A 14,264-nucleotide genomic window follows, 5' to 3' on the forward strand; every position below is an offset into this window, starting at 1 on the left:
ACTCTCCTTAACCCTTCTGCGAGAACAATGCGTCGAGGCGACGCTCGTATTCGTGGTAGCCGATGCGGTCGTAAAGCTCTTCGCGCGTCTGCATCGTGTCGATGACGTTGCGCTGGTGGCCATCGCGACGGACGGCGGTGTAGACGTTCTCCGCGGCCTTGTTCATGGCGCGGAACGCGGAAAGCGGATACAGCACGATGCCCACGCCGACGCTGCCGAGTTCCTCGACGCTGAACAGCGGGGTCTGGCCGAACTCGGTGATGTTGGCCAGCACCGGCACGTCCAGCGCATCGGTGAAGCGCTTGTAGGTGGGCAGGTCGTAGGCGGCCTCGGCGAAGATCGCATCGGCACCGGCTTCCGCGCAGGCGATGGCGCGTTCGATCGCGGCGTCCACGCCATCCACGGCGATGGCATCGGTGCGCGCGATCAGGAAGAAGTCCGGATCGGTCTTCGCATCGGCGGCAGCCTTCACGCGGTCGGCCATCTCACCCGCGGTGACGATTTCCTTGCCCGGGCGGTGGCCGCAGCGCTTCGCGCCGACCTGGTCTTCGATATGGCAGGCCGCGGCGCCAAACTTGATCAGGCTCTTCACGGTACGTGCGATGTTGAACGCGCTGGGACCGAAGCCGGTGTCGATATCGACCATCAGCGGCACGTCGCAGACGTCGGTGATGCGGCGAACGTCGGTCAGCACGTCGTCCAGGGTGTTGATGCCCAGGTCCGGGAGGCCAAGCGAGCCGGCGGCGACGCCACCGCCCGAGAGGTAGATGGCGCGGAAGCCGGCGCGCTTCGCCAGCAGGGCGTGGTTGGCATTGATGGCGCCGATGACCTGCAGGGGCTGTTCGGCTGCGAGGGCGGCGCGGAAGCGGCTACCGGCCGAGGGGGGCAATGCCATGGAAACTCTCCGCGTAAAGACCGCCATTTTAGCGCGAAGGGTTTTTAAAGGATTGTTGCGGTGCAGTGGCGCGCCTACGGCCGCTGGCCGCACTGGGGCCCCCGGGCAATGGCCTCGCGGATCGCCTCCAGCGAGCCGGGGTCGTCCAGGGTCGACAGATCGCCCGGGTCGGTGCCCTGCATCAGCGCCTGGATCGAACGCCGGAGCAGCTTGCCCGAGCGGGTCTTCGGCAAGGCCGCCACCACGTAGACGCAGGCCGGTCGTGCGACGGCGCCCAACAGTTCCACCACCCGCCGCTGCATGGCCTGGGCCACGTCGTCGGGGTGATCGGTGACGCCCTGCTTTAGCGTTGCGAACACCGCGGGCACCTGCCCCTTCAGCTCCTCGGCGACGCCGACCACCGCCACCTCGGCGATGGCGCCCAGGGTCGCGACCGATTCTTCGATCTCCCGCGTGCCCAGCCGGTGGCCGGCCACGTTGATCACGTCGTCGGTGCGGCCGAGGATGAAGGTGTAGCCGTCGGCGTCGCGCACGGCCCAGTCCAGCGAGCTGTAAAGCAGCTCCCTGAAGTGACCGAAGTAGCTGCGCCGGTACCGTTCGTCGTCGCCCCAGATGGTGGTCAGGCAACCCGGCGGCAGTGGCGGCTCGATCACCAGCACGCCCTTCTCGCCTGGCGGCTTGTCCTCGCCGGTCGCCTCGTCGATCACGCGCATGCGATAACCGAAGGTCGGGAAGCCAGGTGAGCCGGGCTTGACCGGCTTAAGGTCCAGGCCCGGCATCAGCGAGATCGCCGGCCAACCCGTCTCCGTCTGCCAGTAGTTGTCGATCACCGTCTTGCCGGTGCCTTGCGACAACCACTCGTAGGTCGGCTGGTCCAGCGGCTCGCCGGCGAGGAAGATCCATTGCAACGCCGACAGGTCGTACTTGCGCAGCCACGTCGCGTCCTGCTTCTTCAGCACGCGGATGCCGGTGGGCGAGGAAAACATCGTGCGCACGCCGTACTGCTCGCACAGCTTCCACCAGATGCCGGGATCGGGTTGCGTCGGCAGGCCTTCGTAGAGGATCGCGGTGCAGCCGCCGATCAAGGGCCCGTAGACGTTATACGAGTGGCCGACGGCCCAGCCGACGTCGGACGTGCACAGGATGGCCTGCCCGGGTTGCAGGTCGAAGATGCTGGTCATCGATAGCGCGAGCGCGACGGCATAGCCACCGACATCGCGCTGGATGCCTTTCGGCTTGCCCGTCGTGCCCGACGTGTAAAGCAGGTAACTCGGCTCGTTGGATTCCAGCCAGGTGATGGGCACGTCGGCGTCGAGGTGTTGCTCGCGCAACGTCGCGTAGTCCACGTCGCGGCTCGCCACGCGCTGCATGGCCTTGTCCAGGCCGCGGTCCACCACCAGCACGTGCGCGGGCGGCGCCTTCGCCTCGCGCAGCGCGGCATCGACGAGCGGCTTGTACGGGATCACCTTGCCTCCGCGCATGCCGGCGTCGGCGCAGACCAGCAACTTCGGTTGTGCGTCGTCGATGCGCAGGGCCAGGTTGTGCGCTGCGAACCCGCCGAAGACCACCGAATGGATCGCACCGATGCGAGCGCAGGCGAGCATCGCGAACACGGCCTCGGCGATGTTTGGCAGGTAGATCACGACGCGGTCGCCCTTGCCGACGCCGAGCGACACCAACACGGCGGCGAAGGCGTTCACTTCGCGATGCAACTCGCGATAGGTGATCTCGCGGGTCTCGCCGGTTTCCGTGGAGACGGCGACGATCGCCAGCTGCCCGGGACGCGTGGCGAGGTGGCGGTCGACGGCGTTGTGGCAGAGGTTGGTCGTGCCGCCGACGAACCAACGGCGGAACGGCGGGTTCGACGCATCGAGGACGCGCTGCGGCGGCACCTGCCAGTCGATCAGCCGTGCCTGGTCGGCCCAGAAAGCCTCGGGGTCGTCGACGGAGCGCCGCCAGCTGTCTTCGTAGGGCATGCGGGGCCCCTATTTCTTGCCCTGGCCGGGGCGGGCGATGTCGTACATCTGCCAGGCGATCTTCTTCAGCAGGGCCATGCGGTCCTCGCCTTCGGTGTAGAGGTCGAAGTGGGTGCGGCCGGGGAGGAACTCGATGTCGCTTTTTGCCTGCAAGCCATCGAGGGTTTCTTTGAGCAATTTCGCAGAACCGTCGAGGTAGAAAGTGTCCGCGGTGCCGACGATCAGGTGGATCTTGCCGTCGAGGTCGGGCTTCAGTTCGGGCCAGTGCGTGCGCAGGCGTTGGGCGATGTCGTAGTGGTCGCGCCAGTAGGCGACGACGTTGGCATCGACGGCGCCGGTGTCGCGGTTGAACATCGGCTGCGGCCTGCCGTCTTCGCCACGCGGCGAGAACACCCATTCGAACGAGGCGAGCTGGCCACCGTAAGCGCCCAGCACGCGCTCGAGGCGGGCGAAGGTCTCGAAGGTGGCGATCACTTCGCCCTTGTCGCGGACCAGCGGGATGGCGCTGCCGTCGGCGTGTTTGAACGCATTGGCGTTCGGCGCGTAGAGGTCGATGCCGGTGAAGTCATGGAAGTCACTCGGGTCGGGCGAGGTCGACCAGGTGCCGCCGAACACCGCGGGATAGCGTGTCTGCAGCCACAGCGTGGCCCAGCCGCCGGACGAATGGCCATTGAGGAACCGGCCCGAGGTCTTGCCGTCCATCCGGTAGCGCGTCTCCAGCCACGGGATGAACTCGGACGTGAGCGCCTGGCCCCAAGGACCGTTGTTCACCGAGTCGGCGAACTCGTGCGTGCCGGTCGGGCCGGACTCGTCGAGCAGCACCCAGATCATCGGCGGCATGTCTTTCTTCGCCATCGCATCCCACACCGTGGCGATGGTGCCGGCGAACCGGTCGAGCCCGCCGCCGAAACCGTGGGTCAGGTAAACCACCGGATAGCGCGCCTTGCCGGCTTCATATCCCGGCGGCGTCAGCACCCAGGCGCGGACGGACAGCGGCCGCCCGGCGAAGGCCGTGAGCGCGTTGCTCTGCAGGGTTTCCAGGTGGGCATGCTTGCGCGCCTCGGGGATCGCGTCGCGCACGGCCTGCGGGGTGGATGGCGAGGTTTGCCACATATCCCGTTCGGGCACGCCCTTGCTGAGCTTGAGGGTGGGAATGCCGCCGCCGGCGGTGAGCTTGACCGGGGTGACCTCGCTGATGAGGTCGCCGGCGCGACGGCCGCCGTAGTTGTAGTCGTGGCCGACGTCGAGCACGGCCTGGAACAGGTAATCGCCGGGCGGCAGGCTGGAAAACCCGGCCGGAAACGCCTCGCCGTCGGCATCGATGTCCACGGTCTGCCCGGGTGCGATCCACGACACCTCGCGGCCGGCGACCGAGACCGCCTTGGGCTGGAACGGATTGGTGTCGACCTCGGTGACCTTGCCGTCCTTCGCCGCCGCCTTCGCCTTGTCCGCCGGTGCGGCGAAGATCAGCAGGCGACCGGAGGCGGGCTTGTCCGATGCGCCATCCAGGCTCACCCGCACGATCCGATGTGCCACCGGCGCGCCGTCGGCCAGGGCGGCGCCAGCGGCGACGAGAAGGGCAAGCGCGAGGGTCGCGCGGACGGGCGTGTGCTTCATCGGGACTTCCCCAGGTCGGCCGCGGCGCGGCATGCACGGTCGATCCTGCCATGCACCCATGGCGCAAGGAAATGCCGGAAGGCACGCGGCTTTGGTCTACCCGGCCCGGCCCGGCCGGCGTGGCAACATAGGCAGCCATGCCCATCGATGAGGAGTCGCCGCGCCTTGGACGCCGACTGGATCAGCCGCCACGCCATCTCCCTCTGGGGCCTGCTGCTCGTCGCGGCCCTGCTCGGCGCCGACGTCGCGTGGCGCAGAGCGGTACGTCGCCGCGAGGGCCTGGACCCTGGCGCACGCACCTTCCTGCGACCCACCACGGCCGCGGCCGTCATCGTCGCCATGTTGGTCATCGCCACCACGCTGGCAGTGGAGGTGCGCGAACAGGCCGGGCTGACCGTGTTCGACGCCAGCCTCGCCACCGACCTGCGGGCGAACATGCCGCGACCGGTGTTGCATGTCGTGGCCTGGCTCACCCAGCTCGGCAATTCGACCGTGCTGGCCGTCGTCGCCGTGCTGGTCGCCATCGGCCTGCTCGTGCGCCGCCACCTGCGCCTCGCCGCCACGTGGCTGGGCACCCTGCTCGGCACGGTGCTGATCAATGGTGCGCTCAAGGCTTTCTTCCAGCGCGAACGCCCGCTGCACGACCACGGTTACATCGTCGAGCACAGCTACAGTTTCCCCAGCGGGCATGCGTCGGGATCGATGGTGTTCTACGGCATGCTCGCCTACGTGCTGCTCGTGCTTTCGCCGCCGCGGTGGCACCGGCCGATCGTGATGGCCGCCGCTGCCGTGGTCACCGTGGTCGGCATCAGCCGGATCCTGCTCCAGGTGCACTATTTCAGCGACGTGATGGCGGGCTACGCGACGGGCCTGGCCTGGCTCACCCTGTGCGTCGGCAGTGCCGAGTACTTCCGCTTGCGGGCGGGGCGCAAGGCGCTTTCCTGAGCGGGGCCGGTGCGGCGCGCTCGCGAATTCATGCGGCCAACACGCGCGCAATGGTGACGTTGGCCGCATGCCCAACCACCTGCCCCTCGCCATCGTCATGAATGCCGGTTCCGGCCGCAGCGACACGGAAGCCTCGCGCGAGGTGATCCGGACCACGCTGGAGGCCGCGGGACGGTCGCACCGGTTCTTCCTCATTGACGACGGGCACCCGATCGACGACGTCGTCGCCGAAGCCACGGCGCACGCGAAGCGCGAAGGCGGCGCGCTGGTGGCGGCCGGCGGCGACGGCACGATCAACTGCGTCGCCGGCGCGGCATGGCGCGAACAGTTGCCGCTGGGTGTCCTTCCGCTGGGTACGTTCAACTTCTTCGGCCGCACCCACAACATCCCAGCCGACCCGCGCGAAGCCACCGAAGGCCTCCTGCGCGGTTCGCCGCGCAACGTGCAGGTAGGCATGGTCAACGAGCGCATCTTCCTGGTGAACGGCAGCCTCGGCCTGTATCCGCAGGTGCTCGAGGATCGCGAGGCGTGGAAGCAACGGTTTGGCCGGCATCGGCTCGTCGCACTGTGGTCGGGCCTGGCGACGATGCTGCGTGGCTATCGGCCACTGCGCATCGAAGTGAGCGACGGCCAGCGCACCCGCCACCTGCGCACGCCTACGCTGTTCGTCGGCAACAACGCGCTGCAGCTGGAAAAGATCGGGCTCGCCGAAGCCAGCGATGTGTTCCGCAACGACGGCACCCTGGCTGGCCTCATGCTCAAACCGATGGGACGGCTCGCGATGCTGGGCCTGATCCTGCGCGGTGCGCTGGGTCGCCTGGGCGACGCGGACAACGTGGTGAGCTTTCCCTTCCGCGAGATCACCGTGACGCCGCGGCGGCACCGGCAGCGCTTCAAGGTAGCCGTCGACGGCGAGATCGAATGGCTGGATCCACCCATCGTTTTCCGTGCGGCGCCGCGCCCGCTGGTGCTGGTGACCGACGGCATGCGTGAACCGGGGGAGGATCCGGGTTGAGCCTGTTCGTGCAAATTTCCGACCCGCATTTCGGCACGGAGCGCCCCGATGTCGTCGATGCCCTGCATCGGTTGATCACCGCGATGGCGCCCGACCTGGTGATCCTCTCCGGCGACGTTACCCAGCGCGCGCGCCGCGAGCAGTTCGATGCGGCGCGTCGCTTCATCGATGGCTATGCGCGGCCGACCCTTGCCATCCCGGGCAACCACGATATCCCCCTGCTCAACATCGTCGCGCGCGCGCTCCACCCCTTCGCCGGCTACCGTCGCGTGTTCGGCCGCGACCTGGAACCCGTGCACGCCAGCGCCGACGCCCTGGTGATCGGGGTGAACACCGTGCGACCACGACGGCACAAGGACGGCGAAGTGTCCGACGCGCAGATCGAACGTGTCTGCGCGCGCCTGCGCCAGGCCGACGAAGACCAGCTACGCATCGTCGTCACCCACCAGCCGGTGCACGTCATCCGCGAGAAAGACATCGGCAACCTGCTGCACAACCACGAAGCGGCGATCCGTGCGTGGGCGGCGGCCGGTGCCGACCTGGTCCTTGGCGGGCATATCCACCTGCCTTACGTGCGGCCCCTCAACACGCCTGCCCGCCAGCTCGCCAGTGAACTGTGGTCGGTGCAGGCCGGCACCGCGACCTCGACACGCATCCGCGAAGGGATCAGCAATTCGGTGCACGTGATCCGCCACGATGCCGGGTCGGACCGTGCCACTTGCCTGGTCGAACAATGGAATTACGACGAAGGCGCGCAGGCGTTCACGGCCGGCCCGATGACGACGATACCGCTCGACCGCTATCGCCGCGGCGCGTGACGCCGTGGCGCCAGCAGATCAGACGTACTGCATCTTCCGCGACACGCCACCGTCCACCGTGAAGTTTTCGCCGGTGATGAAACCTGCCTGCGAGGAAAGCAGGAACACCGCAAGCGCACCGATGTCCGGCGGTATGCCCACGCGGCCGACCGGATGCTGCGCATGATCGGCGGCCGATAGCTTCGGCTTCTTGCGTGCGGACGGCTTTTTCCAGTCGTCGACGACGATCCAGCCGGGGTTGATCGCATTGACGCGAACCGGCCCCGCGCTGATCGCCAGCGCATGGGTAAAGGCAACGATGCCGCCCTTGCTCGCCGCGTAGGCTTCGCTGTGCGGCTCGGACTGGTGGGCACGCGTCGATGAGATATTGACGATCGCGCCGTTGCTTTTCTTCAGGGCCGGCAGGGCGTGCTTGCTGCACAGGAACACGCCACCGAGGTTGGTTTCAAGGCGGTGCTTCCACACGGCCCAGTCCATCCGTTCGATCGGATCGTTGTGCGGGTCGGCGATGCCTGCGTTGTTCACCAGGCCGTCGATGCGGCCATGGCGGCGCAGCGCACCCTCGACGAAACGCCTGACACTGGCCTCCTTCGACACATCGAGCATCAGGAAGGACGCACGGTCGCCCACGTTCCACTCGTCCATGCAGGCCTTGCCAGCCTCGGCGTCGAGGTCACCGATGACGACGCTGCCACCGGCATCCAGCACGGCCTGGGCGATGCCCTTGCCCACGCCCTGGGCACCACCGGTGACGAGGATCACCTTGCCGGGCCATTCGGACGTGGCGGCGACGGGCAACGGCGATGCGTGCTTCGGATCAACCATGGGCTCGGCCTCTTATGGAAGGGCACAAGGGTGCGCCCGCACACGGTGTAGGTTACGTGGAGCGGTAGTAGTCGACCACCCGGTAACGCCGGGCGTAGAGGCCGAAGGCCAGCGCGGCCAGCGCGGCGAACGCCGCGAAGAAGAACATCTGGAACGCGGTCGCACCGATGCCGGTATGCGCGATCCCCGCCAGCACGGCGTCATTCCGGACGCCGGCATTGGCCAGCAGCACCCACAGGTTGCCGACCGTGACGCTCAGCGTCCAGAAGCTCATCAGGGTGCCCTTCATCGACGGCGGGGCCTGGCTATAGGCGAACTCCAGCCCCGTCGCCGAGACCAGCACTTCGCCCATGGTGAGGAACACGTAAGGCAGCACCTGCCATGCGATATGCACCGGGCTGCCGCCGTCCAGTGCGAGCTGGAGCACGCCGACGATCACCCAGGCGATCGCCGAGAACGCGATACCCGCGGTCATCCGGCGCAGGGCGGTGGGCTCCAGGCCACGGCGGCGCAGCAAGGGATAGAGCACGAGGTTGTTGAACGGGATCAGCAGCAACACCAGCGCCGGGTTCACCGCCTGCATCTGCGCCGGGTGCAACCATCCGGGCGCGGCCATCGTATTCGCCTGCAACACCCACGTGGACGCTTTCTGGTCGAACAGCGACCAGAACGGCGTGACCAGCGCGAACACGATCAGCACCCGCAGCACGACGGCGACGCCATCGATGGCTTCGCGCGGATGCAGCCCTTCCACGCGATCCAGTTGCAGGCGCGTGCCGGCGACGATGCCGCCCAGCACCAGCACCAGTGCGATGCACAGCGAGGCAACGATGCCCAGCGACGGCGCGAGGCCGAGCGCCGCGCAGGCAAGCACCAGCGCGGCCAGCGCGATCGCCAGGCCGGGCCGGCCTTGTCCGGGCGCGCGGGCCAGCAGCGCACTGCGCACCACCTGGGCAAAACCATGCGGATCGCGGCGCACCGGCGGCAGCATGACGTAGTGCTTGCGCCCCATCCAGAACACCACGGTGGCGACGAACATCAGCGCCCCGGGCAGTCCGAACGCAACGGCGGCACCGTATTCGCGCAGGAAGAACGGCATCAACAGCGAGGCGAGGAACGAGCCGACGTTGATGATCCAGTAGAACGCGTCGAAGACGACGCGGGCGAGCCGCCGGTTGGTCTCGTCGAACTGGTCACCGACAAAGGCGGCGACACACGGCTTGATCCCGCCCGCGCCCAGCGCGATCAACGCCAGCCCCGTGTAGAAGCCCGCGACGCTGTGCTCGAACAGGGCCAGGCACAGGTGGCCCACGCAGTAGACCAGGCTCAGCCACAACACCGTGCGGTACTTGCCGAGGAAGCGGTCGGCCAGCCAGCCGCCCAGCAAGGGGAAGAAATACACACCGATGACGAAGGTATGGAAGACATCCTTGGCGGCACCCGGCCGGGCCGCCTCGGGCAGGTAGAGCAGCAGCGAGCTGACCAGGAACGGGGTCAGGATGTTGCGCATGCCGTAAAAGCTGAAACGCTCACAGCCTTCGTTGCCGATGATGAATGGGATCTGGCGGGGCAGCCGCGCGCGCGGCGTGGCATCGATTTCCAAAGCGGTCATGGACTTACCGGGTGGCATGCAACAAAGGGCAGGATCCTAAACGAAACGCTGAAGCGACCCGCGCTACCCTTGGGGCCTGTCCTTGCCCGGAGCGACCATGCAACCGATCCCCACCGGCCTCATCGGCTACGGCACCGCAGGCGCTTTCTTCCATGCGCCGTTGATCGCGGCCGCCGAAGGGCTGCGCCTGGCGGCCATCGGCAGCCGTCGCGTCGAGGAGATTTCGCGCGACTTCCCCGAGGCGCGTGCGTACGAAAATCCTCAAGATTTGCTCAACGATCCCGACCTCGCGCTGATCGTGATCGCCTCGCCGAACGATACCCACGCCCCACTGGCGCGCGCGGCGCTCGAAGCCGGCAAGCACGTGGTGGTCGACAAGCCATTCACGCTGAATGCCGCCGAGGCCGAAGCGCTGATCGCGCTGGCGGCGGCTAAGCAGCGACATCTGTCCGTGTTCCAGAACCGCCGCTGGGACAATGATTTCCTGACCGTGCGCCGCCTGGTCGAAGACGGCCGACTGGGCGAGGTGGTGTACTTCGAAGCGCACTTCGATCGCTTCCGTCCCGAGATCAAGCCGGGCTGGCGCGAGACCGAGGTACCGGGATCCGGTCTGCTATATGACCTTGGCGCGCATCTGTTCGACCAGGCGCTGGTGCTGTTCGGCTTGCCGCGCGCCGTGACCGCCGACGTGACGCGCCAGCGCGCGGCAGCGAAGGTCGACGATTATTTCCACGTGGTGCTCGACTACGGCCATCGCCGCGCAGTGCTGCATGCCTCCGTGCTGGTCCGCGATCCCGGCCCGCGCTTCCTCGTCCACGGCGATGGCGGCAGCTACGTGAAGTACGGCATCGATGGCCAGGAAGCCGCGCTGCGCGCCGGCAAGCGGCCGGGCGGCGCGGGCTGGGGCGAAGATGAACCGGCGTTCTTCGGCCGCTTTACCGACGTGGACGGCACGGGCACCACGATCGATACCCTGCCCGGTCGCTACACCGCGTTTTACGATGGCGTGGCCGCGGCGATCCGTGGCGAGGGCGCCCTGCCCGTGTCGGCACGGGAGGCGCGCGACGTGATCCGGGTGATCGAGGCGGCACAGCTTTCGGCGCGTGAGCGCAGGACGGTGGTGCTTTAACCCCCGGCGGGCCGCTCAGTGCTCGCCGAGCGCCACCGCGCGCGAGCGGTCCGACACCCATCCGCTCCACGAGGGCGCATACAACCGCGACCCGCAAAGCCCGGCGTACTCCATCGCCAGCAGGTTATGGCAGGCGGTGACGCCGGAGCCGCACATGTGCACGACGTCTTCGGCCGGATGCGGGCCAATCACCGCTTCGAAAGCACGGCGCAGCACTTCGGGACCGTGGAAGAAACCGTCCGCATCCAGGTTGTCGCCGAAGGGGCGGTTGCGCGCGCCCGGTACATGGCCCGCCACGGGATCCAGTGGTTCCACCTCACCGCGATATCGCGGCGCGGCGCGCGCGTCGAGCAAGACCACCCGGCCGCTCGCCAGGCCGGCCGTGAGTTCCTCGACGGAGACGGTGCCGGCGGGATCGAAGCACGCCTCGACACTGGTCGGCGCGCGGACGGGCACCTCGCCGTCGATCGGAAGCTTCGCGGCGAGCCACGCCGGCCAGCCACCGTCCAGCACCGCGACATTGTCCAGGCCGGCCAGGCGCGCCAGCCACCAGAAACGCGCTGCGGCGAGCGCACCGCCAGCACTGTCGTAGGCCACGACCTGGATGTCGGGGCGCCAGCCGATGCGCGACAGGAACGCCTCGAACGCGGCGCGTTCGGGCAACGGGTGGCGACCGCGACCATTGGCCGGGGTGGCCATGTCCGCGAGCTCGCGATCGAGGTCGGCGCGCACCGCGCCGACGACATGTGCGTCAGCGTAATCACGGTCGCCCCTGCCCGGATCGGCGAGGTCGAAGCGGGCATCGACGAACAACACTTCGTCGGGCGGGAGATGGGCGGCCGTGGCCGCGTCGATGATCGTGCGCGAAATCAACATGGCTGGCCCATCCGCTTCAGCAGGTTGAACAACATCGCGGCGGTGGCGCCCCAGATGCGATACCCCGCATGCAGGAACTCGACCATCTCGCGATCGTGGCCGCGGAACTCCATCCGGTAGCGGCGATGGTTCGCCGGGTCCATGAAAAACGCGAACGGCACTTCGAAGATTTCCGCCACCTCGCCCGGGTCGGGTTTGGTCGGCGCGTCGGCGGCGATGCGTGCGACCACCGGCGTGACGCTGAAGCCACTGATCGTTTCCATCGATTCGAGATAACCGAGCGGCGTGACGTAGTGGGCGTCGAGGCCGATTTCTTCGTGGCTTTCGCGCAGGGCCGTGGCGACCACGTCCGCGTCGCTCGCTTCCACGCGGCCGCCCGGGAAGGCCACCTGCCCCGCGTGCTGCTGCAAGGTGTCGGTGCGCACGGTGAAGAGCACGTTCTGCTCGCGGTCGTCGCGGATGCCGATCAGCACGGCGGCACGCCGGCGTGGCACGTCGCCGATCAGCCTGACCATGTCGTCGTGGTTCCAGCCCTTCGGACCGGGCGGGGCTTCCAGCGGGAGCAGGGCCCCGTGCAGTCGCGCCAGCAGGTCGTCCATCAGCCAGCCTGCCGATGCGGAAGCACTTCGTCCATGATCCACAGCTTCTGCTCGTCGCTGAGGGTGCGCCACGCGGCGATCTCGCCACCGGTGCGCAGGCAGCCTTCGCACAGGCCGCGCGCGTCGAGTCGACACACACCGGTGCACGGCGTCAGGGGCAAGGACGTGGAGGGGACGATGGCCATGGCAACGGCCATTCTAGCGCGGGCTGCTTACGGGCGGACGTCGACCAGTTCGATCTCGAAGACCAGCGCCTCGTTCGGGCCGATGCGCGGCAGTTCGCCGCGCTCGCCGTACGCCAGCTGCGGCGGGATCACCACCTTCCACTTGTCGCCGACATGCATCCGCGGGATCACGTCCTGCCAGCCGGGGATCACCCGGTTGACGGTGAAAGTGACGGGCTTGCCGTGCGCGTAGGAGCTGTCGAACTCGGTGCCGTCGATCAGGGCGCCGCGGTAATTCACCGTGGCGGTGCTGGTGAGCTGGGCCTGCTTGCCGCCGCCACGCGCCAGCACTTCGTACTGGATGCCGGACGGAAGGGTCACCACGCCGCCGCGGGTTTTGTTCTTCGCGAGGAAATCCGCGCTGCGCTTCGCGTTCGCGGTGGCCACCCGGCGGAATTCCACGACCGAATCGCGCTGCACCTTGGCGTCGAAGTTGACCAGCTGTTGCTGCATGACGTCGACCGGCACGCCAGGTGCACGCTTGGCGTAACCATCCTGCAATGCCTTGACCAGGATCGCGATGTCGACATCGGGCTGGGCGCTGTTCGCGAACTGGGTGCCGATCTGGTAACCGATGGCATAGGAGAGTTTGGTCTTGTCGATCGCCGTCGCCCCTGCCTGGCCTTGCGCCGGTGGCGCGGCCTGGGCGAACGCCGTGCCGCAGCAGAAGGCCGTGGCAATGGCAAGCAGACGCGTGGGTGACATCCCGTTCTCCATGGACCCGGATTCCGGGCACGCGTGGAGGATAGTCCATCATCCACGATCCCGCCCGATACCCCCCATGAGACGCCATCCGGCGGGAAGAGTTCCCCTGTTACCATCCGCCGTCTTCCCCACCTGCCGGAGCGACCATGGCCTACCGCACCCTGACCACCACCGACCGCGGTGCCGTCCGCACCGTTACCGTGAATCGGCCCGACAAGCTCAACGCATTGAATCGCGAGACGATCGGGGAACTGACCCTCGCCTTCCGCCAGGCACAGCAGGACGATGCCGTGCGTGTGGTGGTACTGGCCGGCGCCGGTGAAAAGGCGTTCGTGGCCGGCGCGGATATCTCCGAGATGACGGCGTGGTCGCCGGTGAAAGCGCAGGCCGCCTCGCGCGCCGGGCAAGAGCTGATGCTGACGATCGAACGGCTGGGCAAGCCGGTGATCGCGAAGATCCAGGGCTACGCGCTGGGCGGCGGGATGGAGCTGGCGATGGCGTGCCACCTGCGCGTGGCCAGCGAAAAGGCGAAGTTCGGTCAGCCGGAAATCGGCCTGGGCCTGATCCCGGGCTTCGGCGGCACGCAACGGCTCACCCGCCTCGCCGGTCGCGGCGCGGCACTGGAACTGTGCCTGCTCGGCCAGCAGATCGATGCGGCGCGCGCCGAGCGGCTGGGTGTCGTGACCCGCGTGGTTGCGGCGGACGAACTCGACACGGCCGTCGACGCCATGGCCGACCAGCTGGCCGGCGCGGCGCCGCTGGCGCTGAAGGGCATCCTCGAGGCCGTGATCGAAGGCGGCGAGTGCGCGATCGACCAGGGCCTGGCGTTTGAAACGCAGGGCTTTGCGATCGCGTTCTCGACCGAGGACATGCGCGAGGGGACGTCGGCGTTCCTGGAGCGGCGAAAGGCGTCGTTCAAGGGCGCGTGACGTTCGGTCGCGCGCGCGGCGCATCCCCTGTAGGAGCGCGCCTGCGCGCGATCACATCGGCGTAATCGTCAATGGTGCCCGCAATCGTCAATGGTGCCC

At 68.0% G+C, this 14,264-nt stretch carries 14 protein-coding genes; 5 read left to right on the forward strand and 9 right to left on the reverse strand.

Going from position 1 to position 14,264, the window contains the following annotated elements; genetic code table 11:
* Positions 1 to 7: 7 nt before the first annotated feature.
* The 3 genes from prpB to KPL74_12280 all read right to left on the reverse strand — a co-directional run bounded on the left by prpB (position 8) and on the right by KPL74_12280 (position 4,488).
* Positions 8 to 895: a methylisocitrate lyase gene (gene prpB / locus KPL74_12270; protein QWT18519.1), complete on the reverse strand. Its 888-nt coding sequence runs from the start codon at positions 893 to 895 to the stop codon at positions 8 to 10.
* A gap of 74 nt (positions 896 to 969) precedes the next feature.
* The gene (gene prpE / locus KPL74_12275) at positions 970 to 2,871 is read right to left on the reverse strand and encodes a propionate--CoA ligase (protein ID QWT18520.1); all 1,902 of its coding nucleotides are present in this window, start codon (positions 2,869 to 2,871) and stop codon (positions 970 to 972) included.
* Positions 2,872 to 2,880: 9 nt separating this feature from the next.
* Positions 2,881 to 4,488: an esterase family protein gene (locus tag KPL74_12280; protein QWT18521.1), complete on the reverse strand. Its 1,608-nt coding sequence runs from the start codon at positions 4,486 to 4,488 to the stop codon at positions 2,881 to 2,883.
* 165 nt (positions 4,489 to 4,653) lie between these two features.
* On the opposite strand from KPL74_12280, the gene KPL74_12285 reads away from it, so the two are divergent.
* The 3 genes from KPL74_12285 to KPL74_12295 all read left to right on the forward strand — a co-directional run bounded on the left by KPL74_12285 (position 4,654) and on the right by KPL74_12295 (position 7,266).
* On the forward strand, positions 4,654 to 5,433 hold the full coding sequence (locus tag KPL74_12285) for a phosphatase PAP2 family protein (protein ID QWT18522.1): 780 nt from the start codon (positions 4,654 to 4,656) through the stop codon (positions 5,431 to 5,433).
* 67 nt (positions 5,434 to 5,500) lie between these two features.
* The gene (locus tag KPL74_12290; protein ID QWT18523.1) at positions 5,501 to 6,448 is read left to right on the forward strand and encodes a hypothetical protein; all 948 of its coding nucleotides are present in this window, start codon (positions 5,501 to 5,503) and stop codon (positions 6,446 to 6,448) included.
* The gene (locus KPL74_12295) at positions 6,445 to 7,266 is read left to right on the forward strand and encodes a metallophosphoesterase (GenBank protein QWT18524.1); all 822 of its coding nucleotides are present in this window, start codon (positions 6,445 to 6,447) and stop codon (positions 7,264 to 7,266) included. Before KPL74_12290 ends, KPL74_12295 begins: the two co-directional genes overlap by 4 nt.
* A gap of 18 nt (positions 7,267 to 7,284) precedes the next feature.
* Here the strand turns inward: KPL74_12295 and KPL74_12300 are convergent, their stop codons facing one another.
* Both KPL74_12300 and KPL74_12305 read right to left on the reverse strand, forming a co-directional pair.
* Complete coding sequence (locus KPL74_12300) at positions 7,285 to 8,091, reverse strand: SDR family oxidoreductase (GenBank protein QWT18525.1); 807 nt, start codon at positions 8,089 to 8,091, stop codon at positions 7,285 to 7,287.
* Between the two features lie 52 nt (positions 8,092 to 8,143).
* Entirely contained in the window at positions 8,144 to 9,703 is a 1,560-nt protein-coding gene (locus KPL74_12305; protein QWT18526.1) for an oligopeptide:H+ symporter, read from the reverse strand.
* Positions 9,704 to 9,800: 97 nt separating this feature from the next.
* Between KPL74_12305 and KPL74_12310 the strand changes: the two genes are divergently transcribed.
* On the forward strand, positions 9,801 to 10,832 hold the full coding sequence (locus tag KPL74_12310) for an oxidoreductase (protein ID QWT18527.1): 1,032 nt from the start codon (positions 9,801 to 9,803) through the stop codon (positions 10,830 to 10,832).
* Positions 10,833 to 10,847: 15 nt separating this feature from the next.
* Here the strand turns inward: KPL74_12310 and KPL74_12315 are convergent, their stop codons facing one another.
* The 4 genes from KPL74_12315 to KPL74_12330 are packed head-to-tail and all read right to left on the reverse strand — an operon-like array spanning position 10,848 to position 13,236.
* The gene (locus tag KPL74_12315; GenBank protein QWT18528.1) at positions 10,848 to 11,708 is read right to left on the reverse strand and encodes a sulfurtransferase; all 861 of its coding nucleotides are present in this window, start codon (positions 11,706 to 11,708) and stop codon (positions 10,848 to 10,850) included.
* On the reverse strand, positions 11,702 to 12,307 hold the full coding sequence (locus tag KPL74_12320; protein ID QWT18529.1) for a CoA pyrophosphatase: 606 nt from the start codon (positions 12,305 to 12,307) through the stop codon (positions 11,702 to 11,704). The genes KPL74_12315 and KPL74_12320 overlap by 7 nt, the downstream gene beginning before the upstream one ends.
* A complete protein-coding gene (locus tag KPL74_12325; GenBank protein QWT18530.1) occupies positions 12,307 to 12,492 on the reverse strand; it encodes a DUF1289 domain-containing protein in 186 nt (61 codons plus the stop codon). The genes KPL74_12320 and KPL74_12325 overlap by 1 nt, the downstream gene beginning before the upstream one ends.
* Before the next feature lie 27 nt (positions 12,493 to 12,519).
* A complete protein-coding gene (locus KPL74_12330; protein QWT18531.1) occupies positions 12,520 to 13,236 on the reverse strand; it encodes an FKBP-type peptidyl-prolyl cis-trans isomerase in 717 nt (238 codons plus the stop codon).
* A gap of 146 nt (positions 13,237 to 13,382) precedes the next feature.
* Here KPL74_12330 and KPL74_12335 point away from each other — a divergent pair, with 146 nt between their 5' ends.
* Positions 13,383 to 14,165 (forward strand): enoyl-CoA hydratase/isomerase family protein, encoded by a 783-nt coding sequence (locus KPL74_12335; GenBank protein QWT18532.1) that lies wholly within the window; start codon positions 13,383 to 13,385, stop codon positions 14,163 to 14,165.
* The last annotated feature ends 99 nt before the right edge of the window (positions 14,166 to 14,264 follow it).

Origin of the sequence: Bacillus sp. NP157, from assembly GCA_018889975.1 — a bacterium.
In the GTDB taxonomy this organism is placed as follows: domain Bacteria; phylum Pseudomonadota; class Gammaproteobacteria; order Xanthomonadales; family Rhodanobacteraceae; genus Luteibacter.

What these genes read in the sequence shown, in the direction of transcription:
- KPL74_12305 (QWT18526.1), bottom strand. Translation starts at nt 9,703, where the DNA reads ATGACCGCTTTGGAAATCGATGCCACGCCGCGCGCGCGGCTGCCCCGC.
- KPL74_12280 (QWT18521.1), bottom strand. Translation starts at nt 4,488, where the DNA reads ATGAAGCACACGCCCGTCCGCGCGACCCTCGCGCTTGCCCTTCTCGTC.
- KPL74_12310 (QWT18527.1), top strand. Translation starts at nt 9,801, where the DNA reads ATGCAACCGATCCCCACCGGCCTCATCGGCTACGGCACCGCAGGCGCT.
- KPL74_12335 (QWT18532.1), top strand. Translation starts at nt 13,383, where the DNA reads ATGGCCTACCGCACCCTGACCACCACCGACCGCGGTGCCGTCCGCACC.
- KPL74_12290 (QWT18523.1), top strand. Translation starts at nt 5,501, where the DNA reads ATGCCCAACCACCTGCCCCTCGCCATCGTCATGAATGCCGGTTCCGGC.
- prpE (QWT18520.1), bottom strand. Translation starts at nt 2,871, where the DNA reads ATGCCCTACGAAGACAGCTGGCGGCGCTCCGTCGACGACCCCGAGGCT.
- prpB (QWT18519.1), bottom strand. Translation starts at nt 895, where the DNA reads ATGGCATTGCCCCCCTCGGCCGGTAGCCGCTTCCGCGCCGCCCTCGCA.
- KPL74_12320 (QWT18529.1), bottom strand. Translation starts at nt 12,307, where the DNA reads ATGGACGACCTGCTGGCGCGACTGCACGGGGCCCTGCTCCCGCTGGAA.
- KPL74_12325 (QWT18530.1), bottom strand. Translation starts at nt 12,492, where the DNA reads ATGGCCATCGTCCCCTCCACGTCCTTGCCCCTGACGCCGTGCACCGGT.
- KPL74_12330 (QWT18531.1), bottom strand. Translation starts at nt 13,236, where the DNA reads ATGTCACCCACGCGTCTGCTTGCCATTGCCACGGCCTTCTGCTGCGGC.
- KPL74_12315 (QWT18528.1), bottom strand. Translation starts at nt 11,708, where the DNA reads ATGTTGATTTCGCGCACGATCATCGACGCGGCCACGGCCGCCCATCTC.
- KPL74_12300 (QWT18525.1), bottom strand. Translation starts at nt 8,091, where the DNA reads ATGGTTGATCCGAAGCACGCATCGCCGTTGCCCGTCGCCGCCACGTCC.